This is a genomic window from Corallococcus sp. RDP092CA (genome assembly GCF_041903675.1).
Classification (GTDB): domain Bacteria; phylum Myxococcota; class Myxococcia; order Myxococcales; family Myxococcaceae; genus Corallococcus.
In genome coordinates, this window is sequence record NZ_JAYESI010000001.1 from 512,150 (window position 1) to 537,505 (window position 25,356).

The window sequence follows — 25,356 nt, forward strand, 5'->3', positions numbered from 1 at the left end:
CGTGTTCGGCGGGAGGCTTGATCGCTTCCGCCGCTTGCGTCCAAATGGTGCCCCACACGATGCCCACCCAAAAGAAGCGGCCCGGACGCAGCACCGAGAAGCCTCCGCTCCGACGTGGCGCCGCGCCGGCCCAGGCCCGGACGGCTCGAAAGGGCCCGGCGCCGCGCAAGGCCCCAGGCTCCGGACGGAACCCGCGCCCCGGGAAGGGACAGGCCCCCGTCCTCCGTGAGCCCGGGCCGTTGCAGTACAAAGTGGTGGAGCTGTCCACGGTGGACGAGGGCGCGCTGGAGCGCACCTTGAACGAGTGGACGGCCAGGGGCTGGAACCTGGACGGCGTGCAGTTCGCGATGCGCGAGTCCTCCAAGCGCCCGGCCATGGCCTTCGTCTTCTTCACCCGCGAGGGCGAGGCCGCCCGGCACGACGAGGACGACGCGCGGCGGAAGCTGCTGCGCATGTCGGAGACGGGCAGCCCCACGGCCCAGCTCGCGGCGGAGCACGCCGGCGAGCACGCGCAGACGGTGGTGCCCTTCGTCCACCCGCTGTCCGCGCACGAGCGGCTGGCGAAGCTGGCGGGGCTGGACGAGCCGGAGCCCACCGAAGAAGGGCTCACGCTGGAGCCGGAGGAGTGAGCGCCGCCCCCGAACGCAGCCTCATGTCGGCAGAGCGGGGCACGGGCCGCGTGCTGAGGTTGGTGCAGGAGGACGTGGAGCCGGACTCCCCGTACCCGAAGGCGTCGTTGCTGCTGCGGCTGGGCGCGCGCGTGGTGGACTGCGCGGTGGCGTGGGGCCTGTACGTGGTGTGCGGCGCGGCGGGCGCGGTGGTGGCGCTGCTGTTCCTGCTGCTCGCGGACGGGATGCTCCAGGGCCAGAGCGTGGGCAAGCGCATCTTCGGCGTGAAGGTGATGCACCTGCCCACGCGCTCCGCGGCGCGGCACCGCGACAGCACGCTTCGCAACGCGCCGCTCGCGCTGGTGGTGCTCCTGGGGATGATGCCCGTGCCGCATGGCGTGGTGGCCGCCCTGGCGGGCTTCGTGGTGATTGGCGGCGTGGAGGCGTGGCGCGTGCTGTGCGACCCGCTGGGCCTGCGCCTGGGGGACACCTGGGCGCAGACGCAGGTGGTGGACGGGAAGGTTGTCGCGGGCGCGACGGTTGCAGCTCGCACGCCGGTGGCCGCGACGCGCGCCCCCGGTCGGTTGATGTCCGCGGCCAAGGTGCGCCGTGGAAAGGCATTCAGGAAAGTGAGACGGGGCAAGCCATGCGCATCGCGCTGACCTACAACCTGCGGCTGTCGGACTCGGAAGAAGAGGCGGAGTTCGACACGCAGGAGACGGTGAACACGTTGGCGGGAGCCATCGAGCGGCTGGGCCACCGCCTGGAGCGCTTCGAGGTGAGCGGCCCCGCATCGCGCACCGTCGCCCGCCTGGAGGCCTACAGCCCGGACCTCATCTTCAACACGGCGGAGGGCCGCCGCGGCCGCTTCCGTGAGGCCTTCTACCCGGCGCTCTTCGACGAGCTGGGCTTCGCGTATACGGGCTCGGACGCGTACGCGCTGGCGCTCACCCTGGACAAGCAGCTCACCAAGCTGATCCTCTCCAAGCACGGCATCCGCACTCCGGGCTGGCAGTACGTGGAGAAGCTCAGCGAGCTGCGGCTGGAGAACCTGCGCTTCCCCGTCATCGTGAAGCCCAACTTCGAGGGCTCCTCCAAGGGCATCACCCAGGACTCCATCGCGGAGACGCTGGAGCAGGCGAAGGAGAAGGTCGCGAAGGCGCTGGAGAAGTACCCGGCGGGCGTGCTGGTGGAGGAATACATCAGCGGGCGCGACCTCACGGTGCCGTACCTGGCCTCGGTGGACAACGACTACGACGGCGTGCTCGCGCCGGTGGAGTACGTCATCGACCCGGAGGCGTCCGCGGGCCGCAAGTACGCCATCTATGACTACGAGCTGAAGACGCACCGGGAGAAGTCCGTGTCCGTGCGCGCCCCCGCGAACATCCCGGTGAAGATGTCCGAGGACATCCGCGGGACGGCGCAGAAGATCCTCCAGGTGCTGGATTGCCGCGACCTGGGCCGGCTGGACTTCCGCGTGTCCGACGCGGGCGTGCCGTACTTCCTGGAGATCAACGCGCTGCCCAGCCTGGAGCCGGGCGCGGGCATCTACGCCGCGGCGGAGCTGGAGGGGCTGCACCTGGACGGCGTCATCAACTCCATCATCCAGAGCGCGGGCAAGCGCTACAAGATCCGCGACTCCGCGCGCCGCCAGGGCAAGCCCGCGCGCAAGTCCGGCCCGCTGCGGGTGGGCTTCAGCTTCAACGTGAAGCGCGTGAAGCCCAGCGCCACGGCGGAGACGGTGCAGGAGGACAGCGAGGCCGAGTACGACTCGCCCAACACCCTCCAGGCCATCCGCGAGGCGATCGCCTCCTGGGGCCACGAGGTCATCGACCTGGAGGCCACGGCGGAGCTGCCCACGGTGCTCTCCAGCACGCCCCTGGACATCGTCTTCAACATCGCGGAGGGCTTCAAGGGCCGCAACCGCGAGAGCCAGGTGCCCGCGATGCTGGAGCTCCTGGACATCCCGTACACGGGCTCGGATCCGGCCACGCTGTCGCTCGCGCTGGACAAGGCGCTGGCGAAGAAGATCGTCCGTCAGGCCGGCATCCTCACGCCCAACTTCCAGCTGATGGTGACGGGCAAGGAGCGCCTCAACAAGGAGTTCACCACCTTCCCGCTCATCGTGAAGCCGGTGGCGGAGGGCAGCTCCAAGGGCGTGGTGACGAAGAGCGTGTGCAACTCCGAGGCGGAGCTGCGCGACGTGGTCCGGGAGATCGCCGGCAAGTACCAGCAGCCCGCGCTGATCGAGGAGTACATCGGCGGGCGCGAGTTCACGGTGGGCCTCTTGGGCGAGCGGCGCCCGCGCGTGCTGCCGCCCATGGAGATCGTCTTCCTGGACAAGGGGGAGAAGAACCCCGTCTACAGCTTCCAGCACAAGCTGGATTGGACGGACCGCATCCGCTACGACGCGCCCGCGAAGCTGGAGCCCGCGCTCCTGGAGAAGCTGCGCACGGCGGCGCGCAACTCGTTCATGGCGCTGGGGTGCCGCGACGTGGCGCGCATCGACTTCCGCATGGACGACAAGGGGCGCATCTACTTCATCGAGTGCAACCCGCTGCCCGGCCTCACGCCCGGCTGGAGCGACCTGGTGCTCATCGCCCAGGGCGCGGGCATGGACTACCGGACGCTGATTGGTGAGATCATGGCGCCCGCGATCCGCCGCTACAAGGAGCGCGAGGCGCGCCGGGCCCAGACGGAGAACCCGGCCGGCGCCCACGCACCGCCGCTCAACAAGGTGGTGCAGCGGATCGAGGAGCAGACGGCGCAGGCCGCCGCGACGGCGGCCGCGACGGCCGCTCCCCAGGAGCCGACGCCTCCGCCGCGCCCGGAGCTCAAGTCCTGAGCCGCCGCTGAAGCGCGGCGGGGATGGGGACGGTGCCGCGGAGGCGCCGTCCCCTTGTCGTCTCAGCCGTCGTTGAGGGCCTGGGCCCAGCCCTTCTCGAAGTTGTCGTGGTACGCCTGCCACAGCGCGTCCGAGGAGTACTTCACCAGGTTCTCGTCGTTGTAGCGCAGCGAGTTCTTGGACAGGTTGTGCGAGCCCGTCAGCACCAGCTTGCGCACCGTCCCGTTGAAGTTCCCCGAGTAGACGAAGTGCTTGCTGTGCGTGAGGACCTCGCGCGGCGTGCCGTCGCTCATCCTCACGTTGTTGGCGGAGGCGTCGTACAGCTGGCGCACGGTGACGTTCTTCGCGCCCGTGAGCTTCGCGCGGATGCCCGCGTCCATGTCCGTGTAGAGCACGCGCACCCGGCAGCCCAGCCTGCCAATGCGCACCAGCTCCGTGGCCACGATGGCGCGGCTGTCATTGAAGTGGTTCTGGTTCACGTCCAGCGTGCAGCCGGAGACGTAGGTCTTGATGGAGTCCGTGAAGTTGTTCGCCACGGTGTCGCTGGACAGCTCGTTGTCGTTGCCCTCGCGCGGGAAGAAGTACGCGGTCCACGGCGCGTTGGGGGACCTGTAGTAGCCCTGGCCCGTGGTGGGGTTGTAGTAGTCCGTCGTCTTCGTGCCGCCACGCAGGTCGTTGTGGTAGCCGACCCAGTAGTCGTACCAGTCCCAGTCCTCGTAGCTGACGACCATGTCGTTCCAGTAGTTGTTCTGGGAGTAGGTGTTGTTCCACGACCCCTGCACCACCACGCGCTGGATGCGGTTGCCCTGCGGATCCCTGGTGGTGGAGAAGGTGAAGATCTTGTCGTGCATGATGGTGCCCTCGCGGTCGAAGCCCGCGATGCACGCGCTCCCCGCGCCCGTGCCGTGGCACCGGGTGAGCTCCAGCCGCAGCCCGTCCGGGCACGTCGCCGCCGGTGGCACGTAGCTGCTCAGGTCATGGATGACGCCGCCGGAGGCGAACTCCGAGGCGGCGCCGCCGTTCTGCTCGTCCACCACCAGCCGCACGACGACGCCCCGGCACAGCGCCGCCTTGAGGGCCGCGTTCAGGTGGTCCGTCGTCCACAGGAACATCGCGATGCGGATGTAGGAACCCTTCGGGCTGTTCTCGATGAGCCGGACGAGCTCGTCCTTGATGCGGTAGTCCCGCGCGCCCGTGTTGTCCGGCTGGTTGAAGACGGCGTAGAGCCCGGGCACGTTCGTCGCGCCCTGGGCCTGCTCCGCCAGGTTCGGATCCGTCTGCGCCTCGGGCTGACACCCGCTGAGCGCCACCACCAGTCCTGCCACCGCCAACAGCCGTCTCATGACCTGCCTCCCATTCGCCGCCTCAGGTCATTTAATCTGAAATGACTTGAAAAGCAGAGATGGCGGGAGTCGGGGTCACTTCGCGGGCGCGAAGCCGCCGTGGAACGTCGGCGGCAGGGCGTGGTCGAAGTGGCACCGGGCCACGGGCCCCTCCTCCAGCCGGCGCGCGTCCAGCACGGCGACGTGGGACGTGTCCGTCTTCGTGTCGTAGACCTGCGTGAGCACCCAGCCGTCGTCCTCGGCGCTGGCGCCCGGGCGGGGGACGAAGACGGGCTCGGAGGGGTAGGTGCCCTCGCCCAGGTTCGCCGTCGTGACGCGGCCCGTGGCCACCTCCACGCGCGCCACGCCGTCGAAGAGGCCGCGCCGCGCTTCGTCGCTGCGGTGCGTGCCCACGTAGACCGTCTGGTTCGCGCGGTTCACGACGCCGGGGGCCACGCGGGGGAACTCGCAGCTCACGTCCAGCCGCTGCTCGGTGCGGAAGGTGCGCGCCTTCAGGTCCACCACCGCCCGGTGCAGCATGCCCTTCGCGTCCAGGGACGTGGGGCCGTGCACCAGCTCGCCCAGCCACTGGTTCGTCGTGAAGTCGGGGTAGCGCACGTAGTCCACCACCAGCGTGTCCCCCTGCTCGTACGCGTTGCCGAAGTGCCACAGGTAGAAGGCCTCCGTGGAGATGCGGAGCGGATGCGCCACGTCGTCGATGGGCACCACCAGCACCTCCGTGCCCGCCTCCGGCCGCCAGCGCAGGTTCTCCGAGTACGAGCCCACCCGCAGCAGCATCTTGAAGATGTTGAGGCGCAGCGGTGACAGGAAGAAGACAAGGGAGCGGTCCGTGGCGATGAAGTCGTGCACCATGGTCGCGCCCGGCAGCTTCACCGCGCCCAGCCGCTGCGCCTTGCCGCCGTCCGGCAGCGCGTAGAGGTCCGCCAGCGTCTCGCGGCCGTAGCGGATGCCGAAGTTGTAGGACGCCTTGCGTGACGGCACGCGGTGCGGGTGCGCGGAGAACGTCTCCACCACCGTGCCGTCGAGGTCCGTCTCGCCCAGCGTGGACAGGTCGTCCTGGGACACCTCCACCGGGATGCTGCCCTCGAAGAGCGCGTACAGCTTGCCGTTCCACGCCATCACGGACGTGTTCGCGGAGTTCTTGCGCACGTTGCGCAGCTTGTGCAGCAGCGGCGTGGGCGTGCCGTACGCGCCGTAGCGCTGCGAGGGGGCCTCGCGCTCCGCCACCATGGTGGGCGTGTCCAGCAGCCGCGACGCGCCCGTCACCCCGTCCGCGCCGAAGCGCACGCCCAGTATCCCGCCGTCCCCGTCGAACCAGTGCTGGTACTGCCGGCCGTGCACGTCGAACGTCCACGGCCCCACCCGGTACAGCGAGCCCCGCAGCCCTTCCGGCACCTGTCCCTCCACCCGCAGCGGCTCGAAGCCGTGCTGGCGGGGGAGCGTGCGGAAGGCCCGCAGCCAGCCCGGTGCGGAGGAGGACATCGTCTGCTTCATCGCGGTCGTCATGACAGCTCCCTTTCCCACTGCCCAATGCGGTGTCCCGGCGCGGGCCCACCCCGCGCCGCCCATCTTGTAGTCACTGTAAACATCGCATGTTTCCGATGTCAACATACATGTTGACGCTGGAAACTTCGCGCGGCGCCGGGGTAGGTTCCGCGTGCGGTGCTCGACACTCGAGGGAAAGGCACGGACGGTGGCGACGAAGGGCAAGCGGAAGCAGGAGGAGGCCCCGGCCGAGCGGGTGCGCTACCACCACGGGGACCTGCGGCAGGCGCTGGTGGACGCGGCGGTGGCGCTCATCGCCGAGGAGGGCTTCAGCGCGCTGACGCTGCGGGAGGTGGCCCGGCGGGCGGGCGTCACCCACGCGGCGCCCTACCGGCACTTCGCGGATAAGGAGGCGCTGCTGGAGGCGGTGGCGCACGAGGGCTTCCGCGCCATGGCGCGCGAGATGCGCGAGCGCATGGCCCCCCAGGCAGATCCCCTGGAGCGGCTGTACGCGGCGGGCGAGGCCTACGTGCTCTTCGCCGTGCGGCACCCACCGCACTTCCGGGTGATGTTCGGTCCGCACTTCACGCGGCCGCTCTCACCGCCGCCGGCGGTGGAAGGGGAGGCGGACGCCTTCACGCTGCTGGTGAGCACCATCGAGGCGGGGCAGGCGGCGGGCCTCCTGCGGCCCGGTGAATCGCGGCCCCTCACGCTCACCGCGTGGTCGCTCGTGCACGGGCTCGCCTCGCTGTTCGTGGACCGGCAGCTCGGCGAGTCCCCCCAGGGCGCGGAGGCCGCGGAGGCGCTCGCCCGCGTGCAGACGCGGCTGCTCGTCGAGGGGCTCAAGCTGCCGCCGCGCGGCTGAGGTGCGCGACAGTCGGTGGGGAAGCGGGTTGACCGTCGGAGATTGTCGGGTACGGTCGCCGGCATGGTGCGGATACCGGAAGAGAATGGGCCGAGGGTCCGGGCGCGGGAGCTGGGGCTTCCGCTGGGGCGCTTCAAGCCGGGGAAGTACAACGCCATCACCGACGTGGAAGGCGTGCTGGTGGGCCACACCACGATCATCGAAGGCTCGGGGGCGTTGCGGCCCGGCTTCGGTCCGGTGCGCACGGGCGTCACGGCCATCCTGCCCAACCTGGGCAACATCTTCATGGAACGCATGAGCGGAGGCGGCTTCGTGCTCAACGGCGCGGGCGAGGTCTCCGGCATGACGCAGCTGATGGAGTGGGGCCTCATCGAGACGCCCATCCTCCTCACCAACACCATGGCCGTGGGCGCCGTGTCCGACGGCGTGGCCAACTACCTGGTCCAGCGCTACCCGGGCATCGGCGACGAGCACGACGTCATCATCCCCGTGGTGGGCGAGTGCGACGACTCGTGGCTCAACGACATCTCCGGCCGCCACGTGCGCCAGGAGCACGTCTTCGCCGCCATCAACAACGCGAAGTCCGGTCCGGTGCAGGAGGGCAACGTCGGCGGCGGCACCGGCATGGTGACGTGCGACTTCAAGGGCGGCATCGGCACGTCGTCGCGCAAGCTGCCGGAGGTGCTGGGCGGCTACACGCTGGGCGTGCTCGTGATGTCCAACTTCGGGAAGATGCACAACCTGCGCGTGGGCGGCCTGCCGGTGGGCGAGGTGCTGGTGGAGAAGTTCAAGAACACCCCCCACCGCGGCAAGTCCTACGGCTCCATCATCGCCGTGGTCGCCACGGACGCGCCGCTGCTCAGCCATCAGATCAACCGCCTCTGCAAGCGCGTGGGCCTGGGCATCGGGCGGGTGGGCAGCTACGCGGCGCACGGCTCCGGGGAGATCGTCGTGGGCTTCTCCACCGCGAACATCATCCCCCGGCGCACCCAGAAGATGGTCTACAAGATGAAGATCCTCCTGGATCAGCGCCTGGACCCCCTCTACGAGGCGGTGATGGAGTGCACGGAGGAGGCCATCCTCAACGCCATGTGCATGGCGGAGCCCATGACGGGGGTGAACGACAACTACTCCCCGGCGCTGCCCCTGGACGAGGTCCGCCGCTTCGTGGACGCCTGCCGCCCCATCTTCGCCTCAGTGAAGAAGCGCCCCCACCAGACGAGCGTGCCGGCCTCCAAGGAGCGGCCCAGCGACGAGGACCGCGAGGGGGACGTGACGCTGGGCAGCGCGCTGCCCACCCAGGTGCGCAGCGCGGAGGGCATTCCCTTCCCGACCCGCCCGGCCCCCAACGAGCCCCCGCCGGACGGGGGGCCCGGGCCCGCGCCGGCCGCGGCCGCGGCGCCCGCCCGGGAGGACCCCGAGGGTTCCTCTTCCGGGAGCCCGTCGGCTTCTGATAGGTAAGCCCCCCTTTGCTCCATTCCGGAGACCAGGAGCCACCCACATGGCCAACAGCAAGAGCAAGCACCGCCGCGTGCAGATGAAGATCCGTCAGCACTGGAAGAAGCGGATCAAGAAGCAGAAGGAAGCCGCCAAGGCCGCCGCCGCCGAAGGCAAGAAGAAGTAGTTCTTCCGCCCTGGCGCCGCTCCCGGCGGCCCTGGCTTCACTGTCGGGTCGCCGTGAAGGGGCGCGTCACGGTGCATCTCAGGGCGCTGGTGCCCTGGATGCGCGAGTAGTTGCCGGTGAAGGTCCCGGACAGGCTGCCGGCGTCGTCGGGGCCCCCGGTGAAGGTCGCGTTGACGTTGAGGAAGGTGCTCAACCCGCCGTCGCTGCTGGGCAGCGGCGTGCCGTTCAGCGACAGATTGCCTGAGGGGTAGACCTGGCCCGTCAGCGCCACCCCCGTCAGCGTGCCGGTGAGGATGCCGCCATCGGCGGCTGGCTGGATGCTCAGCCGTTCGCCGCTGGCCACGGCCTGCACGTCCAGGTTCACGCACTCGGCGGGCAGGCCCGCGTCGTCCTGGAACGCGAGCGGGTAGTTGCCCTCCACGGGCGCGCAGGCGTCGCCGCAGTCCAGGGTTCCCCCCTCGTGACAGGCGGGGCCGAGCATCAGGAGGGTGCTGGACACCACGGCCGTGGTGACGGTTGCCAGCGGAACGAAACGTCCAGAAGTCATGGATGGCCTCTTGGGTGAAGGCGGGACGGACTTCCTGGTGGGAAATGCCGTTCCTACGTTGCGTGCAGCAGGTCTGGGGGACGGGGTGGGGCGGTGACGGCGGGCGACTCGAAGCGGTGGTCCAATTTCATCTTCGCGGGGCTGTTCGCGCTCGCGCTGATTCTCTTTTCGCGCATCTTGCTGCCGTTCCTGATGCCGGTGCTGCTGGGCGGCTTCCTGGTCGTCCTGTTCATGCCCATCCAGGACTCCTTGGACCGGCGGCTCCAGGGCCGCAAGTCCCTGACGGCGGGAGTGTCCACCCTCGCGGTGTTCCTGCTGATTCTCGCCCCGCTGGCGCTGGTGGGCTGGATGGTGGCCCGCGAGGTGCTCCAGTTCGTGGGCCAGGCGCAGGACCTGTTGGAGCAGGTGGACCTGCGTCACCATTTCCTCAACAGCCTGCCCCGCGGTCTTGCCCGCTACGTGCACTTCGACCCGGAGAGCTCGGAGACGGAGCGCCTGCTGATGACGGCGGTGTCGGGCGGCGCGGGGCTGCTCGCGGAGCTGGTGGGCGCCGGCACGGAGCTGGTCGTCAACATGTTCCTGATGACGGTCGCCATGTATTACTTCTTCCTGGACGGCCGTCGTCTGGTGAACGAGGTGGCGCGGCTGCTCCCGCTGGAGCGCCGCTACTTCGACGCCTTCTCGCACGAGTTCACGGACGTCGCGTACGCCATCATCTACGGCAACACCGTCACCGCGCTGGTGCAGGGCGCGGTGGGCTTCGTGGGGCTGCTCATCGCGGGCGTGCCGCACGCAGGGGTCTGGGGCGCGGCCATGGTGCTGGTGGCGCTGGTGCCGGTGGGCGGCACCGCGCTCGTGTGGGGGCCCATTGGCGTGGTGCTCATCGCGGCGAACCGGGTGAGCGAGGGCGTGTTCCTGCTCGCGTGGGGCACGTTCCTGGTGGGCAGCATCGACAACGTCATCCGCCCGCGGCTGTGCGGCTCGCGCATGGCGCTGCACCCGCTGCTCGTCTTCCTGTCCATGTTCGGCGGGCTGGCGGTGTTCGGGATGATGGGCCTGCTGGTGGGGCCGCTCATCGCGTCCATCTTCATGGCCATGGTGCGCATCTACCGGCGCGACTTCCTGGGGCGTGCGCAGGAGTCCCAGCCGGCTCCAGTGGTGTCCCAGGATTCCTCGCCTTCGCTCGCGTCGGAGCCCGCGCCAGTGTCCTCCACGACGAGCGTGGGTCACGTGATGAACGCCTGAGCCCCGAGCCTGGACTTCGCCCCGGCGCTGGGTGAACCTGCTCGGCGCATGACGACCACCCGAAGCGCGAGGGTCCCCTCGGGCCTGCTGCGGACCCTGGCCCTCGCCGGAGCCCTGGCGGCGCCGGCCGCGGCGGCCTCCGACGCCCTGACGCGAGCGGCCCTCCACGGCAGCCGGGAGTCCCCGGCGTGGCTGTCGCTGCGGCTGGGCACCGGGGCGTCGGGCAAGGCGCCCGCGAAGGCGGAGCCGGAGGTGGGGGAGCCCACCTGGGTGCGACTCAACCTGTCCCTCACCGCGACGTGGCGGCGTTACTGCGCGCGGCCCGGCGTGGACAGCTGCGGCGCGTATGAGCGGTTGCCGGAGGAGGAGCAGCTCGGGGACACGTCGGACTTCTCCTCGTCCTATCCCTACCTGGGGCTGGCGCTGGAGGCGGAGGTGCTGCCGCTGGCGCGCGACCCCCGGTCGGTGCTGCGCGGGCTGGGGATCCAACTGGGCGTGCAGCGGGGCTTCTCCAGCTCCGACGTGACGCTCACCGGGGACGGCGGGCAGACGCCGGTGCGCGAGGTCTCCGCCACCGACACGGCCTTCACCGCGCAGGCGCTGTACCGCTACTACTTCCGCTTCGGCACGACGCGGCCGCAGCAGGGCTACGTCGGCGCGCGCGCCGGCATCCAGTCGCGCGCGTTCAACGTCGAGCCGTCCGCGGACAACCCACTGTCCGGCACGCACCGCGTGTTCCCGTCCGTGGCGTTGGACCTGTCGGTGCCGCTGTTCAGCTCCGTGCGGCTGGATGCGTCGGGCGGCCTCTTGCTGTCACCCAGGCCGGGGCACTCGCCGGACGCGGACGGGGGACGGCGCGCGCAGGAGGTCAGCGACTTCGGCGCGTCCGTGTCCAGCTTCGGCTGGAGCGCGGAGCTGGGCGTGTCCGGGGACATCTGGGGCCCGTTCGGCTACGATGTGGCCTGGCGGCTGGCGCACTTCCGCGACCGGTTCTCCGGGGCCGGCACGCTCACCGGGTGGGACGCCGGAGGCGCGGCGGAGGAGACGTACTCCAGCCTCCATGTGGGGCTGATCGCGACGTATTGACGTTGTCGTTGTCGGGCGCGCGACACCGGTCGGGCGCGCGGGTGCCGGGACCCGGGACCGATGACTACCCCTTGCCTCCACGGTCTGCTTCGGGCCGTGGGCTCAAGGGGGACGACTCTCGGTGCGAGCAAGCGGATGGTGGACGCGGGGACTGGCGGGGCTGGCGTGCCTTGCCCTGGTGGCGTGTGGCGGCGGTGAGGATCCCCAGGCGCCCGCGACCGGAGCGCCTTCCGATGCGACCTTCGACGCGGGCGTGGTGGATGGGGGCACGCACGCGCAAGCCGATGCGGGCACGGAGGCGCCGTCCGATGCGGGCACCGTGACGCCGGACGCGGGCACGGCGCCGCAGGTCTGCGCGCCCACGGCGGGCGACACGCGCTGGGTGCTGGAGGGGGAGGCCTTCAGCGCGCAGGTGAGGTGCGCGACGGGCCTCGCGGAGGCCGGGCTGCGCTTCGGGGTGAGGAACCTGCCGCCGGGCGCCACGTTCGACGCGTCCACCGCCACGCTGCGCTGGACGCCGTCACTCAGCCAGGGCGCGGTGTGGATGCTCTCGCTGGAGGAGCGCACCACCGGCGAGACGGGCACGCTCAAGGTGGGCGTGGCCAACAACGACGACGCGCCGGGCAAGGTCGACATCGTCGATCCCGTGGCCTACACGGAGGAGTACGGGCTGCCGGTGGTGCACCTGTTCTTCGATCCGGCCGTGGGCCTGACGGCTGGCGGCTACCGGCCCGCGGAGGTCGTGTACCGGGGCCACCGCTACACCATCGAGGCGAAGTACCGGGGCGCTACGTCCAGCGTGTTCCCCAAGCGCAGCCTGACGTTCAAGTTCGCGGAGGACGACCTGTTCTCCGAGCCTGTCTTCGGCGACGGCTTCAAGGACCGCAAGCGCGTGGTGCTCATCACCACGTTCAATGACAACTCCTACATGCGCTCGCGGCTGGCGTTCGAGCTGTGGCACCGGCTGTCTCCGGACGCCGTGCGCATCCGCACCTTCAGCGTGGTGGTGTACGCGAACAACAAGTATCGCGGCCTCTACACGGCGGCGGACCACGTGGACAAGCGGCTGATGGAGTGGAATGGCATCGACGACGACTCGGACCTCTTCAAGGCCGTGGACGCGGACGCCAACTTCTCCCGCCTCAAGCGGAACGGGCAGCCGAAGGAGCACCTCCACGTCGGCTTCGAGAAGGACGAGGGCACGCCGGAAGAGAACCAGGCCCACGCCTTCGACACGCTGGATGCCTTCGTCGCGTGGGTGGCGGACTCCAGCGCGGAGCGCTTCCGCCAGGAGTTCGGCACGAAGCTGAAGGCGCGGGACTACGAGGACTGGTGGATCTTCAATACGCTGATCCAGGGCAATGATTCGCAGGGGAAGAACGCCTATCACGCCTACGACCCGAAGGCGGGCGGTCCGTGGCGTTTCATCCCCTGGGACCTGGACGCGAGCCTTGGACAGAACTTCGACACCACGCGCTCCGTCGCCACCGCGCGGCCCACGTATGTGTTGGACAACCTGCTGTTCCAGAAGATGCTGGCGGAGCCTGCCATCGCGGGCCCCCTGCGGGAGCGCTACCGCCAGGCCCTGAAGAACGAGCTGAGCGAGGCCACGGTACAGGCGCTGATCGACGGCTACGTGAAGGAGCTGGGGCCCAACGCGCAGCGCGACGAGGCGCGGTGGGGGCAGCAGTACCGGGACTTCGCGAGGCCGGGCCAGGACGGCTACGGCAACTTCCCGGACTGGCACCTGCGGCAGGACTTCAAGACGCACGCGGAAGAGGTGGAGTACCTGCGGCAGTGGATCCACGCGCGGTGGAGCGCGTTCCAGTCGCAGCTGCCGTGAGATTGGCGGCGCGGCGGGGGAGGACCTCGCCGCGCCAGCCGGGACGACGAACTCCGCTGCCTTCGCGGCCGTCGTTCGTTGACCTCGCACGCGTTCAGGGCTGGATTGAGCCGAGCTTGAACCGACTCCAGTCCTTCCCTCCGGAGCAGGTGGAGCAATGAGGTCCTGGCCGCTCGTTGCCATGCCCCCATCCCGGGCTGGCGTCCCCTCGGTCCCGACGATGAGCTCCTCCTCAGTCATGAGAGCAGTGGCGGGACGCGCCCATCCCGGTTAGCTTCCGCCCCGCGTGCGGCGGCCCCAGGGTGGGGCCACCGAGCCCGGACGAGGTGCGCCGTACCCGGTCACGACAAGACGACGCCTGAACGGGAGTCGTGCGCCATGTCGTCGTCTTGGATCCTCCTCATCATCGCCGGCCTGCTCGAAGTCGCCTGGACGCTGGGCCTCAAGTACACCCAGGGCTTCACCCGGCCGCTGCCCAGCGTGCTCACGGCTTCGGCCATCATCGCGAGCATGGGGCTCCTGTCCCTCGCGGTGAAGCAGCTGCCCATCGGCACGGCCTACGCGGTCTGGGTGGGCATCGGGGCAGCCGGCGCGGCCGTGGCCGGCATGGTGCTCTTCCAGGAGCCCGCTACCCCCGCGCGCCTGTTCTTCCTGACGCTGATGATCGTCGCCATCATCGGGCTCAAGGTCACCAGCGGCACGCACTGAGCCACCGGCGCGGCCCCAGCGCCTGACCGCGGGCGGACAGTCGACCGCGCTGGACTGTGGGGGAGTGAATCCTCCCCGCGGATGGGTTCCGGAAGCCGCAGCCCGTGAGCACAGGATGCGCGCCGGTTCCCATCACGCGAGGTGACGGAGATGCGCGACGCGAAGTTCGAGCTTTACTACTGGCCCGGCATCCCCGGCCGCGGCGAGTTCGTGCGGCTGGTGCTGGAGGAGGCGGGCGCGGACTGGGTGGACGTGGGCCTCCTGCCCGAAGCCCAGGGCGGAGGAGCCAGGGCCGTGACGGCCATGATCGGCAAGGGCCCCGTGCCCGCGTACGCGCCGCCCGTGCTCAAGGTCGGCGACGTCGTCTTCTCCCAGGCACCCAACATCTGCTCCTACCTGGGCGAGCGCTTCGGCCTGGTCCCCTCGGGCGAGGCGTCGCGCCTGCACGCCCGCCAATTCCAGCTCACCGTCGCGGACGCGGTCGCGGAAGCCCACGACACGCATCACCCCCTCGCCGTGATGAAGTACTACGACGAGCAGAAGGACGCCGCGAAGCAGCGCGCCGAGGACTTCCGCACCCAGCGCATCCCGAAGTTCCTGGGCTACTTCGAGCGCGTCTTGAAGGCGAACCCGCAGGGCGGCGGCAAGCACCTCCTGGGCCACGACTTCTCCTATCCGGAGCTGGCGCTGTACCAGCTGGTGGAAGGCCTGCTGTATGCCTTTCCCAAGGCCATGCGCCGCATCGCCCCGGAGGTCCCCGGCGTGATGGCCCTGCGCCAGCGCATCGCGGAGCGCCCCCGCATCGCCGCGTACAAGAAGTCCCCTCGCGCGCAGCCCTTCACCATGCAGGGCATCTTCCGGCACTACCCGGAGCTGGATGACCCGAACGCGACGAAGTGACCCTGGGGCACCTCGACAAGCTCCCGGGCGAAGAACAGGTCCTCGCCCACGCCGGGCACGCGCACCTGGATGAGCGGGTCGCCCGGGTACTGCCGGGGCGGATCGTCGAACACCAGCGCCACGACGACGCCCACGCGGCCCAGGAAGCGCTCCGACACGGCGTCGTCCGGCTCGGTGCGGATGACCATCACCGCCGTGCCCATGCGCACCGGTGCGCCGTCCACGTCTTCCGTCAAGATGAGCGAAGGGTCGTGCTTCATGGTGCGTAGGTCCGGGGTTTGATGCGTTTCGACAGCGCCCAGGTCGTGAGCACCACGAGTGCCCACGCCCCCAGGTGATACGTGGCCACGTGTCCGGGGCCCTGCTCACACGCCAGCTCGCCCACGAACGCCCCCACCGTCCCCACCGACAGCCCCGCCACCACCGCGCGCAGCGGGTCGAACGCCGCCGACCGCAGCGCCACCAGCGCCGCCACCAGGGGCCCCAGCGCCAACGCCAGATGGCTCGCCGTGCACACCCACTCCGGCAGCGAGGAAGGGCCCCGCGGGGCCGCGCGCGTCAGCACCAGCAGCGCGGCGCTCACCAGCGCCATGCCCACGCCCACCCAGCGCAGCCCGCGCCCCCGGGGCGCCATCGCCCCCCAGGCGCACACCGCGCCCGTGGACAGGAGCAGCGTCAGCAGGGGCGCTCGGGCCATCAGCAGCGCGCCCGAGGTGCTCCCCAGCGCCAGCAGCACCCCCATCGCCGCGAGCGCCAGGCCCGCGGACGCCGCGAACAGCCCCACCGCCTGCGAACGCCAGCGCCGCACCGGCCGCTTCAGGGCCAGCTCCGCGTGCGCTGCCGCCAGCGCGCGCTCCAGCGCCTTCGGGTCCGGTCGGGGCGGCCCCCACGGGTTGAACGGAGGGCTCATGCCAGCTCCTCCAACCCACCCAGCAGCTCGCGCAGCTTCTCGTAACCCCGGTGCGCCCGCAGCCGCGCCGCGCCCGCGCGGATGCCCCGCATCTTGGCGATCTCCTCGAAGGACCAGCCCTCCAGCTTGCTCAGCACCACCGCCTCGCGCTGCTCCACGGGCAATTGCTGGAGCGCGTCCTCGATGCGCCGGCGCATGGCCGGGTCTCCGTCCGGCGCGGGCGCCGACGTGGGCCCCTCCGGCGGCGCGTGCGCGTGCGCGTCCACGTGCTGCTGGTGCCGCAGCGCGTCCCGGGCCGCGTTCGCCGCGATGGTGAGCAGCCAGGGGGTGAAGCGCGTGCCCCGCTCGTAGCGCCCCCGCGCCCGGACGACGGACAGGAAGGTCGTCTGCAAGAGGTCCTCCGCCAGGGGGCCGTCCCTCACCATGCGGGCGAGGAAGCCGTGCACCCGCCCGGCGTGCCGGGCGAACAGCGCCTCGAACGCCAGCGGCGCTCCCTGACAGAACTGGTCCATGAGTGCTTCGTCCGTGACGCCGTCCATCGTCTGGGTCACGGACGGCCCTGCCCGGAAATCGTTTCCAAAGGCGGGCGATTGCCTCCCCGGACGCTCCAAGGCCTTGAAACCACGAGTCCTGAACGGGATGTCGCCAGGAGGCTCGCATCCCGGACCCGAAAGGGTAGTGTCGCGCGCCTTACCGGTTTCAACGCGTTTCCCCACTTCGAGCGTCCATGTCCCCGGCCGAGGTCGTCATCCAGTCCACGCTGTTCGAGTCGCTGCTGCGCTGCGTGCGGCTGGACAACGCGCTGCGCGAGCGCATGGCGGCGGCGGGGTATGACCCGGACCGGCCGAGGGCGTCCTATCCGGCGTCCGTCTTCCTGCGCTGCCAGAACCTGGTGCTCCAGGCGGCCTACGCGGACCGGCTCCGGGAGGAGGCCCTGCGGCAGATGGGCCGGGACCTGGTGCGCGGCTACTTCGAGACGCTGGTGGGCAGGGTGGTGAACGTGGCCCTGAAGGTCGCGGGCCCGGACCGCGCGATGAAGCGGGTGGCGCTGAGCTTCCGCTCGGTGATGGAGCCGGTGGAGATCACCTCCACGGAGCTCGGGCCCCGGGACTGGCGGGTGACGTTCCAGGGCTATCCCTTCCCGGCGGAGGCCGCGGCGGGGTGTTGCGAGGAAGCGCTGCGCCAGTCCGGAGCCGCCAACCCCAGCGCGGTGCTGGAGTCCGACGACGGCCACGGGCGCTTCGAGCTGAGGATGCGTTGGTAGGACGTCCGTGTGCACGCGGTAACGGTGAGCATCATCCTTCCACCGCGGCATGACTGAATGCGCTATGAGGGCCCCATGAAAATCGGCAAGGACAGCGTTGTCGCCATTGACTACAAACTGCACCTCGGTGACGGGAAGATCGTGGACGAGAGCGAGGCAGGCGATCCGCTCGTCTACCTGCACGGCTACGAGGAGATCGTCCCCGGCCTGGAGAAGGCGCTGGAGGGCAAGTCCGCGGGCGAGTCCCTGAAGACGGTCGTCTCCGCGGCGGAAGGCTACGGCGACTACGACCCCGAGGGCGTCGAAGAGGTCCCCCGTTCGGAGTTCCCCGAGGACCTGGAGATCAAGCCCGGCGGCATCCTGAGCGCCACGGATCCGGAGGGCGACGAGGTCGACTTCCTGGTGAAGGAGGTCCGCAAGGACACGGTGCTGGTGGACTTCAACCACCCGTTCGCCGGCAAGGAGCTCCACTTCGACGTCACCATCAAGGAAGTGCGCGCCGCCACGCCCGAGGAGCTCGAGCACGGTCACGTGCACGGCCCCGACGACCACCACGATCACTGACCGCGGGGCCCCTTCGGGCGGTCCTTGCCGTGCGTCCGGGCGTGCCGCCCGGGCGCGGCACCCTGCGGCCGGGAGGAGCGTCCATGGTCGGGCTGGCGCGGCCCCGGGTCGCGCTGCTTCGCCTGGAACGTCTCCAGCTCCCGCTTGAAGATGGGGTCCGCGCGCGGCACCTCCGTGCGGGGAAGCTCCTGGCGGATGATGCGCTCGATGTCCTGGAGCGTGCGCCGCTCCACCTCCAGCGCGAACATCGACGCCCGCCCGCTGGCCGCCGCGCGAGCGGTGCGGCCGATGCGGTGCACGTAGTCCTCCGGCCCGTGCGGCACGTCCAGGCTGATGACGTGGCCGATGTCATCCACGTCCAGCCCGCGCGCCGCGAGGTCGGTGGCCACCAGGCACCGGTACTGCCCCCGGCGGAAGCCCTCCAAGGCCTGACGCCGCTGCGCCTGCGTGCGGCCCGCGTGCAGGGCCGCGGCCTTGTGGCCCGCGGCGGAGAGCAGCTCCTTCATCTTGTCCGCGCGCTGCTGCGTGCGCACGAACACGAGCGCGCTGGCCTGGTCCTGGGAGAGCAGCGTGAGGAGCAGGGGCCACTTCTCCTCGGGCTTCACGAGGTAGAGGTGCTGTTCGGCGCGCGGCGCGGGCGTGCCGCTGGGCGTCACCTCCACGCGCACGGGCTTGTGCAGGGCGCGCTGTCCGAAGCGCGTCACGTCCGCGCCCAGGGTGGCGGAGAACAGCAGCGTCTGGCGCTCGCGGGGCAGCGCGTGGAGCACCTGGTTGATCTGCGGCAGGAAGCCCATGTCGAGCATCCGGTCCGCCTCGTCCAGCACCAGGGTCTGGATGCGCGACAGGTTCACGGCCTTCACGCCCAACAGGTCCACGAGCCGGCCCGGCGTGGCGATGATGAGCGCGGGGCGCTGGCGCAGGGCCTCCACCTGCGCGTTCATGTCCTCGCCGCCGACGATGAGCGCGGGCCCGACGCCCAGGGGCTCGCCGAAGAAGCGGGCCTGTTCCTCCACCTGCTGCGCCAGCTCGCGCGTGGGCGCGAGGACGAGGCCCCGCGTGCCCTTCGCGCCCGCGAAGCGTTCAACCATGGGGAGCAGGTAGGCGGCCGTCTTGCCGGTGCCGGTGGCCGCGCAGCCGATGACGTCGCGGCCGGCGAGCGCGGGCGGGATGGCCTGCGCCTGGATGGGCGTGGGAGCACCGAAGCGGGCGCGCTTCACGGCGCCCAGCGTTTCGGGGGACAGGCCCAGGGACTTGAAGGAGGCGCTCATACCCCCACGCCTCCCACGTTTCGGGCCGGGGAGGGAAGGGGATTGAGGGACACGGGGCTTCCAGGGCGGGCCGGGGCCGGGCGCGGAGCCTCCGCGGCATGCCCGTGCGCAAGGCCGCTGTCGGCGCGTGGGGGAGTCGGCGGCGCCGCGCCCCGGGCCCTGGCTGCCCGGAGCGCGAGGCGCCTGCCTCAGCCCGCGTTCAGCGCCGCGCCGTGGTGGCGCAGGTGGTCTTCCATGAAGGTGGAGACGAAGTAGTAGCCGTGGTCGTAGCCCTCCTGCATGCGCAGGGTGAGGGGCTGGCCCGCCGCCTCGCAGGCTTCCCGGAGGAAGTGCGGGTGCAGCTGCTCCGGCAGGAACTTGTCCTTCGTCCCCTGGTCCACGAGCAGCGCCGGCACGCGCCGGCCGGCCTTCAGCAGCTCCGTGGCGTCGTGCTCGCGCCACGTCGCCTCATCCGGCCCCAGGTAGCCGCCAAAGGCCTTCTTGCCCCAGGGGCTGCGGATGGGAGCGCCGATGGGCGCGAACGCGGACACGGACCTGTACCGGCCCGGGTTGCGCAGCGCCGTGACGAGCGCGCCGTGTCCGCCCATGGAGTGTCCGAAGATGCCCTCGCGGTCCATGCGCGCGGGGAAGTGCGCGCCGAGGAGGCCGGGCAGCTCCTGCGTGATGTACGTGCCCATGCGGTAGCGCGCCTTCCACGGCTCCTGGGTGGCGTCCAGGTAGAAGCCCGCGCCGGTGCCGAAGTCCCAGTCCGCGTCCTCGCCCGGGATGCCCGCGCCCCGGGGGCTGGTGTCCGGCGACACGAGCATCAGCCCCAGCTCGGCCGCGACGCGCTGCGCGCCGCCCTTGGTGGGGAAGGTCTCCTCCGTGCAGGTGAGGCCCGCCAGGTAGTACAGCACGGGCACCTCGCCGTGCTTCGCCTGGGGCGGGGTGAAGACGCTGAAGCGCATCTCGCTGCCGCAGGCCTCGGAGGGGTGCCTCCAGAAGGACTGCGTCCCCCCGAAGCACGCGTGCTCGCTGACGAGCGTGGGAGGCACCGCGCTCATGCGTACTTCACCACGCTGCGGATGGACTTGCCCTCGTGCATCAGGTCGAAGCCGTGGTTGATCTCCTCCAGCTTCAGCGTGTGGGTGATCAGCGGGTCGACCTGGAGCTTCCCCTCCATGTACCAGTCCACGATCTTCGGCACGTCCGTGCGGCCGCGGGCGCCGCCGAACGCGCTGCCCTTCCACACGCGGCCGGTGACGAGCTGGAACGGCCGGGTGCTGATCTCCTGCCCCGCGCCCGCCACGCCGATGATGATGCTCTCGCCCCAGCCGCGGTGGCAGCACTCCAGCGCCTGGCGCATCGTCTTCACGTTGCCGATGCACTCGAAGCTGTAGTCCGCGCCGCCGTCGGTGAGGTTCACCAGGTAGGGCACGAGGTCGCCCTCCACCTCCTTCGGGTTCACGAAGTGCGTCATCCCGAACTTCTCGGCGATCTCCTTGCGCGCGGGGTTGAGGTCCACGCCGACGATCATGTCCGCGCCCACCATGCGCGCGGCCTGCACGACGTTGAGGCCGATGCCGCCCAGGCCGAAGACGACGACCTTCGCGCCGGCCTCCACCTGCGCGGTGTAGACGACGGCGCCCACGCCCGTGGTGACGCCGCAGCCGATGTAGCAGACCTTGTCGAAGGGGGCGTCCTCGCGGATCTTCGCCACGGCGATCTCCGGCAGCACCGTGTAGTTCGCGAACGTGGAGCAGCCCATGTAGTGGTGGATCAGCTGCTTGCCCAGGCGGAAGCGGCTGGTGCCGTCCGGCATCAGGCCCTTGCCCTGGGTGGCGCGGATGGCCGTGCAGAGGTTCGTCTTGCGAGACAGGCACGACTTACAGCCGCGGCACTCCGGCGTGTAGAGCGGGATGACGTGGTCGCCCTTCTTCACGCTGGTGACGCCCGGGCCCACGTCCACGACGACGCCCGCGCCCTCGTGACCGAAGATGGCGGGGAACAGCCCCTCCGGGTCCGCGCCGGAGCGGGTGAACTCGTCGGTGTGGCACAGGCCGGTGGCCTTCAGCTCGATCAGCACCTCGCCCGCCTTGGGGCCCTCCAGGTGCACGGTTTCGATGCTCAGGGGCTTGCCGGCCTCGAAGGCGACGGCGGCGCGGACGTCCATGGTGGGGCTCCTGTGAGTGGGGAGACGAAGCCTCCCCACTGTAGAGGCCACGCACCGCGTCGTCCGTGAAAAGAAGCGGCCCCACCCATCAGGGCTCGCTACTAGACGGAGATCAGGCCCTTGCGGATGCCCTCGGTGACGGCCTCCACGCGGTTCGTCACCTCGAGCTTCCGGTAGATGTGCTCCAGGTGGGTGCGGATGGTCGCCTTGGAGAGCGACAGCAGCCGGGCCGCCTCGCTGTTGGACACGCCCTTGGCGATGAGCTGGAGGATCTCCCGCTCGCGGTCCGACAGCGGCTTGAGCAGCGGCTCCTGCGCGGCGGCCTCCTCGTCCGTGGGCGCGGAGGGCGCCGGGGCCACGGGCTCCGCGGCGGACGGCGCCACGGCCAGCGGCTCGGTGGGCACGGGCGCGGTGTCCGGCTCCACGCGGAAGTGGCGCAGCAGGCGCCGCGCCAGGTTCGGCTGGATGACCGTGCCGCCCGCGCGCACCTCCTTGATGGCCTCGACGATCTTGTCCACCGTGGCGCCCTTGAGCAGGTAGCCGGACGCGCCCGCCTTCACCGCCTCCAGGACCTTGTCCTCCTCATCGAAGATGGTGAAGATCAGGATCTCCACCTTCGGGAAGCGCGCCTTCACCTCCCGCGTGACGTCGATGCCGCTCATGCGCGGCAGGCCCAGGTCCAGCAGCAGCACGTCCGGCTGCTCGCGCTCCACCTCCACCAGCGCGGCCTCGCCCGACAGCGCGGTGCCCACGATGTCGATGTCCGGGTGGCCTTCGAAGAGGCGCAGCTGGTTCTTCAGGATCTTGGTCTGGTCCTCCACGACGAACACGCGGATGGGGAGGGGGGCGGCGCTGGAAGTCAGGTCCACGGGGCGGGCTCCGGTGCGTGTCAGGCGGAAAGACAGGGAAGGGAGAAGGCCACCTGGGCCCCGGCGCCGGGCGCCGAGTCCACCACGATGGAACCCCCGAGCTTCATGGCCCGCTCACGCATGTTGAGCAGGCCGTAATGTCCGCGCGGCGTGCGGGCCGGGTCGAAGCCCTTGCCGTCGTCGCGGACCACCAGGTGCACGCCCTCCGCGCTGAAGTCCAGGCGCACCTGGACCTCCTTCGCCTCGGCGTGCTTCGCGGCGTTGGACAGGCACTCCTGGAGGATGCGGAAGAGGGCCAGCTGCGCGTCCGGGGGCAGCTTGCGCGCCAGCCCCGTGCGCTCGAAGCGGATGGACTGACCGGTGCGGTCGCGGAACGTCTTGATGTAGTCCTCCAGGCCCTGCGCCAGCTCGAAGTCGTCGCGCATCATCCGCAGGTTGCGGCGCAGCTCCTCGATGGACTCCTCCGCGGTGGCCTTCATCTCGAGGATCTCCGTGCGCAGCCCCTCCTCGCGCGCGAGGTTCAGGATGTACTCCGCCTGGATGATCATCGAGGACAGGGACGCGCCCAGGCCGTCGTGGATCTCGCGCGCCAGCCGGTTGCGCTCCTCCACCACCGCCAGCTCCTTCAGGTCGCCCTGGAGGGCCACCACCTCGCGGTGGGCCGTGGCCTCGCGCTCGTTCAGGTACACGAGCACGTAGACGATGATGAAGTTGAGCCCCAGGTACCAGAGCAGCGTGAGCAGCTCCACCGCCGTCACGGAGCGGTTGAGGAGCAGGTCCAACCGCGTGGTGATGGGCAGCGCCAGCAGCGGCGGCAGGATGGCCAGCGGCTTGGGGAAGAGGATGGCGAAGAGGGTGGTGAAGAGCAGCTGCGTCGCCAGCAGCGGGCTCTGGAGGCCGCCGCCCACCTGCGGCCGGGCGATGAGCACCACGGTGATCAGCAGGTCGCAGCACAGCGACAGGTACGTCACCCACCGGCCCGCCTTCGGGTGGTCGATGACGAGCAGGTTCGCGACGCTGTAGATGAGCATCGCGAAGTAGCCCAGGAAGGAGATGGGCCCGTTGAAGCCGAAGTAGCCGCTCCACGCGGGCACCGCGAGGATGAGCAGGCCCAGCGAGAGGAACATCATCCGCGCGTAGAACAGCGCGCGGGCCCGGGCCACGAAGCGGTCCTGCTCCCACGAGGCCGCCGCCTGCTCCGCGGACACCTTGTCCGTGAGGTTGCGGCGCTCCAGCACGGCGCGGACGCGGGCCTTCAGGTCATGGGCCGTGTGGTCGTCGCCGGGTCGGGGGTCGCTGTCCATGCGGGCGGCAGCTTACGAGACCTCCCCCCGGGTGCGGAATTCCCGGCAGGCCGTCAGGTCGACAGCCTGGCGGGGCGGTGGGCACGGGCGCTACTGGGGCGCGCCCTCGTCCACGCACGCCTTCTTGGCCTCGGGCTGGTGGGCGAGGATGTAGTCCAGGCGGTCGGTGTTCTGGCCCGTGCGCTCGTCGAACAGGGGCGTGCCGCCCGCGTACATGGTGCCCTTCGCGTTGCCGAAGCGGTCCAGGTTGTGGGACTTGAGCCAGCCGTCCACGCAGGCCTCCAGGGTCAGGCGGTCGGTGGCGCCGGAGTCGTAGCTCACGGAGCTCGCGTCCTTCGTGCCGGCCTCTTCGGTGGCCGCCGGGGGAGCGGCCTCGCGGCCCGCCTGGAGCTCCTCCTGGACGGTGCCGGTCTGCGTGGCCGCGTCGGGGCTCTCGCCGGTGTTCTTGTGGCAGCCGACAGCCAGGGACAGCAGGGTGGAAAACACGAGCGCGCCGGTCAGGTTTTTCATATGTCCTGGCAGGTGAGGGCCGCTTGTGACGGCGGCGGTGGCGATAGCGGTTGAGAAGGCTTCGGGGCGTTCCGGAGTCCGGACGTGGAGTCGCCGCACCATATTCCTTTCGTTCCTCGCGGAGCACCAGCCCCATGCACGGTTCGCCGGATACCGACCATCACGCACGCATTCCCCACGCCAGCCGCATCGAGCGCGCGCGGGTGCTGGTGGTGGGCGCGGGCGGCCTCGGCTGTCCGGCGTCGCTCGCGCTGGCGCAGGGCGGCGTGGGCCACCTGACGGTGGTGGATCCGGACCGGGTGGACGCGACGAACCTGCCGCGGCAGCTCTGGCACCGCACGCGGGACGTGGGCCGCTTCAAGGCGGAGTCCGCCGCCGAGGGCCTCCTGCGCGCCTTCCCGGGCCTGAGCGTGGAGGCGCTGCCGGAGCGGCTGGACGCGGGCAACGCGGAGGCGCTCTTCCGCGAGCACGACCTGGTGGTGGACGCCACGGACGGCGTCGCGACCAAGTTCTTCCTGTCGGACGTGGCGGTGCTCACCGGCGTGCCGCTCGTCTACGGCGGCGTGCTGCGCATGCAGGGGCAGGCCCTGCGCATCGACCCCGGCGGCCCGTGCCTGCGCTGCCTCTACGAGGACGTGCCGCCCCCGGACGCGGTGCCCACCTGCGCGCAGGCCGGCGTCCTGGGCGCGATGGCGGGGCTCATCGGCGCGGTGCAGGCGCTGCTCGCGCTGGAGCTGCTGGCCGGCGCGGCGAGGGGCCCCCGCGGCGAGGCCACGCTGCACGTGCTCGACGGCGAGACGCTGGAGGGGCGCACCGTGAAGGTGACGCGCGCCCCCGACTGCCCCGGGTGCGCCATCCGGGCGCTGCCCCCGTTCCCCTCGTCCCAGGAGGACACCGCATGCCCGACGTGACGGCGACGTTGGACATCACCCGCGAGGTGTGTCCGATGACCTACGTGCGCACCAAGCTGAAGCTGGAGTCGCTGCCCCCGGACGCGCTCCTGGAGGTGCTGCTCAAGGGCGACGAGCCCCTGAGGAACGTGCCCCGCAGCGCGAAGGACGAGGGCCACGACGTGGTGGCCCTGGAGCCGCGCGGGGACGGTACGCACCGGCTGATCATCCGCAAGCGGGGGACATGAGCCATGGCCACGATCCGCATCCCGACGCCGATGAGGCCGCTGACGCGCAACCAGGCCGAGGTCCAGGCCACCGGCGCCACCGTGGGCGAGGTGCTGCGCGACCTGGAGGCGCGCTACCCCGGCATGGGCGCGCGCCTCTTCGACGACAAGGGCGCCGTGCGCCGCTACGTGAACGTCTTCCTCAACGACGAGGACGTGCGCGCGCTCAAGTCCCTGGACACGCCGGTGCGGGACGCGGACCGGATCACCCTCATCCCCGCCATGGCGGGAGGCTGACG

Annotated in this window: 28 protein-coding genes and 1 riboswitch; of the genes, 16 read left to right on the plus strand and 12 right to left on the minus strand. The window is 70.7% G+C overall.

Annotated features, from left to right (window positions below; genetic code table 11):
- Window positions 1-239 precede the first annotated feature (239 nt).
- Genes U8525_RS01970 through U8525_RS01980 form a run of 3 tightly spaced genes read left to right on the plus strand, consistent with a single transcriptional unit; the run spans window position 240 to window position 3,453 of the window.
- Window positions 240-629, plus strand: coding sequence for a hypothetical protein (locus U8525_RS01970; RefSeq protein WP_374260326.1), 390 nt, complete (start codon window positions 240-242; stop codon window positions 627-629).
- A 23-nt stretch (window positions 630-652) separates the two neighbouring features.
- Entirely contained in the window at window positions 653-1,270 is a 618-nt protein-coding gene (locus U8525_RS01975; protein ID WP_374260328.1) for an RDD family protein, read from the plus strand.
- On the plus strand, window positions 1,255-3,453 hold the full coding sequence (locus tag U8525_RS01980; RefSeq protein ID WP_374260331.1) for an ATP-grasp domain-containing protein: 2,199 nt from the start codon (window positions 1,255-1,257) through the stop codon (window positions 3,451-3,453). Before U8525_RS01975 ends, U8525_RS01980 begins: the two co-directional genes overlap by 16 nt.
- A 62-nt stretch (window positions 3,454-3,515) precedes the next feature.
- On the opposite strand, the gene U8525_RS01985 is transcribed toward U8525_RS01980, so the two are convergent.
- Window positions 3,516-4,796: a phospholipase D-like domain-containing protein gene (locus U8525_RS01985; RefSeq protein ID WP_374260334.1), complete on the minus strand. Its 1,281-nt coding sequence runs from the start codon at window positions 4,794-4,796 to the stop codon at window positions 3,516-3,518.
- Between the two features lie 75 nt (window positions 4,797-4,871).
- Entirely contained in the window at window positions 4,872-6,302 is a 1,431-nt protein-coding gene (locus U8525_RS01990) for a carotenoid oxygenase family protein (RefSeq protein WP_374260336.1), read from the minus strand.
- Between the two features lie 187 nt (window positions 6,303-6,489).
- On the opposite strand from U8525_RS01990, the gene U8525_RS01995 reads away from it, so the two are divergent.
- The 3 genes from U8525_RS01995 (at window position 6,490) to U8525_RS02005 (ending at window position 8,770) form a co-directional block, all read left to right on the plus strand.
- Window positions 6,490-7,146, plus strand: coding sequence for a TetR/AcrR family transcriptional regulator (locus U8525_RS01995; RefSeq protein ID WP_374260339.1), 657 nt, complete (start codon window positions 6,490-6,492; stop codon window positions 7,144-7,146).
- A gap of 63 nt (window positions 7,147-7,209) precedes the next feature.
- Window positions 7,210-8,607, plus strand: a complete 1,398-nt coding sequence (locus tag U8525_RS02000) for a P1 family peptidase (RefSeq protein ID WP_374260542.1) — start codon at window positions 7,210-7,212, stop codon at window positions 8,605-8,607.
- A 40-nt stretch (window positions 8,608-8,647) separates the two neighbouring features.
- Window positions 8,648-8,770: a hypothetical protein gene (locus tag U8525_RS02005; RefSeq protein ID WP_014396669.1), complete on the plus strand. Its 123-nt coding sequence runs from the start codon at window positions 8,648-8,650 to the stop codon at window positions 8,768-8,770.
- Window positions 8,771-8,807: 37 nt separating this feature from the next.
- On the opposite strand, the gene U8525_RS02010 is transcribed toward U8525_RS02005, so the two are convergent.
- Window positions 8,808-9,317, minus strand: a complete 510-nt coding sequence (locus U8525_RS02010) for a hypothetical protein (protein ID WP_374260342.1) — start codon at window positions 9,315-9,317, stop codon at window positions 8,808-8,810.
- Window positions 9,318-9,410: 93 nt separating this feature from the next.
- Between U8525_RS02010 and U8525_RS02015 the strand changes: the two genes are divergently transcribed.
- From U8525_RS02015 to U8525_RS02035, 5 genes are all read left to right on the plus strand, one after another.
- Window positions 9,411-10,562 (plus strand): AI-2E family transporter, encoded by a 1,152-nt coding sequence (locus U8525_RS02015; protein ID WP_374260345.1) that lies wholly within the window; start codon window positions 9,411-9,413, stop codon window positions 10,560-10,562.
- Between the two features lie 48 nt (window positions 10,563-10,610).
- Complete coding sequence (locus U8525_RS02020; RefSeq protein ID WP_374260347.1) at window positions 10,611-11,648, plus strand: hypothetical protein; 1,038 nt, start codon at window positions 10,611-10,613, stop codon at window positions 11,646-11,648.
- Window positions 11,649-11,769: 121 nt separating this feature from the next.
- The gene (locus U8525_RS02025) at window positions 11,770-13,491 is read left to right on the plus strand and encodes a CotH kinase family protein (protein WP_374260350.1); all 1,722 of its coding nucleotides are present in this window, start codon (window positions 11,770-11,772) and stop codon (window positions 13,489-13,491) included.
- Between the two features lie 296 nt (window positions 13,492-13,787).
- A riboswitch (guanidine-III (ykkC-III) riboswitch) is annotated at window positions 13,788-13,852 on the plus strand.
- Window positions 13,853-13,869: 17 nt separating this feature from the next.
- Entirely contained in the window at window positions 13,870-14,199 is a 330-nt protein-coding gene (gene sugE / locus U8525_RS02030; protein WP_374260353.1) for a quaternary ammonium compound efflux SMR transporter SugE, read from the plus strand.
- 150 nt (window positions 14,200-14,349) lie between these two features.
- The gene (locus U8525_RS02035) at window positions 14,350-15,099 is read left to right on the plus strand and encodes a glutathione S-transferase (protein WP_374260356.1); all 750 of its coding nucleotides are present in this window, start codon (window positions 14,350-14,352) and stop codon (window positions 15,097-15,099) included.
- On the opposite strand, the gene U8525_RS02040 is transcribed toward U8525_RS02035, so the two are convergent.
- Genes U8525_RS02040 through U8525_RS02050 form a run of 3 tightly spaced genes read right to left on the minus strand, consistent with a single transcriptional unit; the run spans window position 15,063 to window position 16,548 of the window.
- Complete coding sequence (locus U8525_RS02040; RefSeq protein ID WP_374260358.1) at window positions 15,063-15,359, minus strand: Carotenogenesis protein CarS; 297 nt, start codon at window positions 15,357-15,359, stop codon at window positions 15,063-15,065. The genes U8525_RS02035 and U8525_RS02040 overlap by 37 nt on opposite strands.
- Window positions 15,356-16,009: a DUF1109 domain-containing protein gene (locus U8525_RS02045; RefSeq protein ID WP_374260361.1), complete on the minus strand. Its 654-nt coding sequence runs from the start codon at window positions 16,007-16,009 to the stop codon at window positions 15,356-15,358. Before U8525_RS02045 ends, U8525_RS02040 begins: the two co-directional genes overlap by 4 nt.
- The gene (locus U8525_RS02050; RefSeq protein WP_374260545.1) at window positions 16,006-16,548 is read right to left on the minus strand and encodes an RNA polymerase sigma factor; all 543 of its coding nucleotides are present in this window, start codon (window positions 16,546-16,548) and stop codon (window positions 16,006-16,008) included. The genes U8525_RS02045 and U8525_RS02050 overlap by 4 nt, the downstream gene beginning before the upstream one ends.
- Window positions 16,549-16,736: 188 nt before the next feature.
- On the opposite strand from U8525_RS02050, the gene U8525_RS02055 reads away from it, so the two are divergent.
- The gene (locus U8525_RS02055) at window positions 16,737-17,273 is read left to right on the plus strand and encodes a DUF2378 family protein (protein ID WP_374260365.1); all 537 of its coding nucleotides are present in this window, start codon (window positions 16,737-16,739) and stop codon (window positions 17,271-17,273) included.
- 75 nt (window positions 17,274-17,348) lie between these two features.
- A complete protein-coding gene (locus tag U8525_RS02060; protein ID WP_374260367.1) occupies window positions 17,349-17,837 on the plus strand; it encodes a peptidylprolyl isomerase in 489 nt (162 codons plus the stop codon).
- Here U8525_RS02060 and U8525_RS02065 read toward each other — a convergent pair.
- The 6 genes from U8525_RS02065 to U8525_RS02090 form a co-directional block, all read right to left on the minus strand.
- The gene (locus U8525_RS02065) at window positions 17,831-19,105 is read right to left on the minus strand and encodes a DEAD/DEAH box helicase (protein ID WP_374260369.1); all 1,275 of its coding nucleotides are present in this window, start codon (window positions 19,103-19,105) and stop codon (window positions 17,831-17,833) included. The genes U8525_RS02060 and U8525_RS02065 overlap by 7 nt on opposite strands.
- Before the next feature lie 188 nt (window positions 19,106-19,293).
- Window positions 19,294-20,148, minus strand: a complete 855-nt coding sequence (fghA, locus tag U8525_RS02070) for an S-formylglutathione hydrolase (RefSeq protein WP_374260371.1) — start codon at window positions 20,146-20,148, stop codon at window positions 19,294-19,296.
- Window positions 20,145-21,257: an S-(hydroxymethyl)glutathione dehydrogenase/class III alcohol dehydrogenase gene (locus tag U8525_RS02075; RefSeq protein ID WP_374260373.1), complete on the minus strand. Its 1,113-nt coding sequence runs from the start codon at window positions 21,255-21,257 to the stop codon at window positions 20,145-20,147. Before U8525_RS02075 ends, fghA begins: the two co-directional genes overlap by 4 nt.
- 101 nt (window positions 21,258-21,358) lie before the next feature.
- Window positions 21,359-22,126: a response regulator gene (locus U8525_RS02080; protein WP_374260376.1), complete on the minus strand. Its 768-nt coding sequence runs from the start codon at window positions 22,124-22,126 to the stop codon at window positions 21,359-21,361.
- A 20-nt stretch (window positions 22,127-22,146) separates the two neighbouring features.
- The gene (locus U8525_RS02085) at window positions 22,147-23,430 is read right to left on the minus strand and encodes a sensor histidine kinase (RefSeq protein WP_374260378.1); all 1,284 of its coding nucleotides are present in this window, start codon (window positions 23,428-23,430) and stop codon (window positions 22,147-22,149) included.
- Window positions 23,431-23,520: 90 nt separating this feature from the next.
- Window positions 23,521-23,940 carry a hypothetical protein gene (locus U8525_RS02090; RefSeq protein ID WP_374260380.1) on the minus strand — a complete coding sequence of 140 codons (420 nt, stop codon included), beginning with the start codon at window positions 23,938-23,940 and terminating at the stop codon, window positions 23,521-23,523.
- Between the two features lie 134 nt (window positions 23,941-24,074).
- Here U8525_RS02090 and U8525_RS02095 point away from each other — a divergent pair, with 134 nt between their 5' ends.
- The 3 genes from U8525_RS02095 to U8525_RS02105 are packed head-to-tail and all read left to right on the plus strand — an operon-like array spanning window position 24,075 to window position 25,354.
- Entirely contained in the window at window positions 24,075-24,851 is a 777-nt protein-coding gene (locus U8525_RS02095) for a ThiF family adenylyltransferase (protein ID WP_374260383.1), read from the plus strand.
- A complete protein-coding gene (locus tag U8525_RS02100) occupies window positions 24,839-25,078 on the plus strand; it encodes a sulfurtransferase TusA family protein (RefSeq protein WP_374260385.1) in 240 nt (79 codons plus the stop codon). Before U8525_RS02095 ends, U8525_RS02100 begins: the two co-directional genes overlap by 13 nt.
- Window positions 25,079-25,081: 3 nt before the next feature.
- Window positions 25,082-25,354, plus strand: a complete 273-nt coding sequence (locus U8525_RS02105; protein WP_374260388.1) for a ubiquitin-like small modifier protein 1 — start codon at window positions 25,082-25,084, stop codon at window positions 25,352-25,354.
- Window positions 25,355-25,356: the final 2 nt, after the last annotated feature.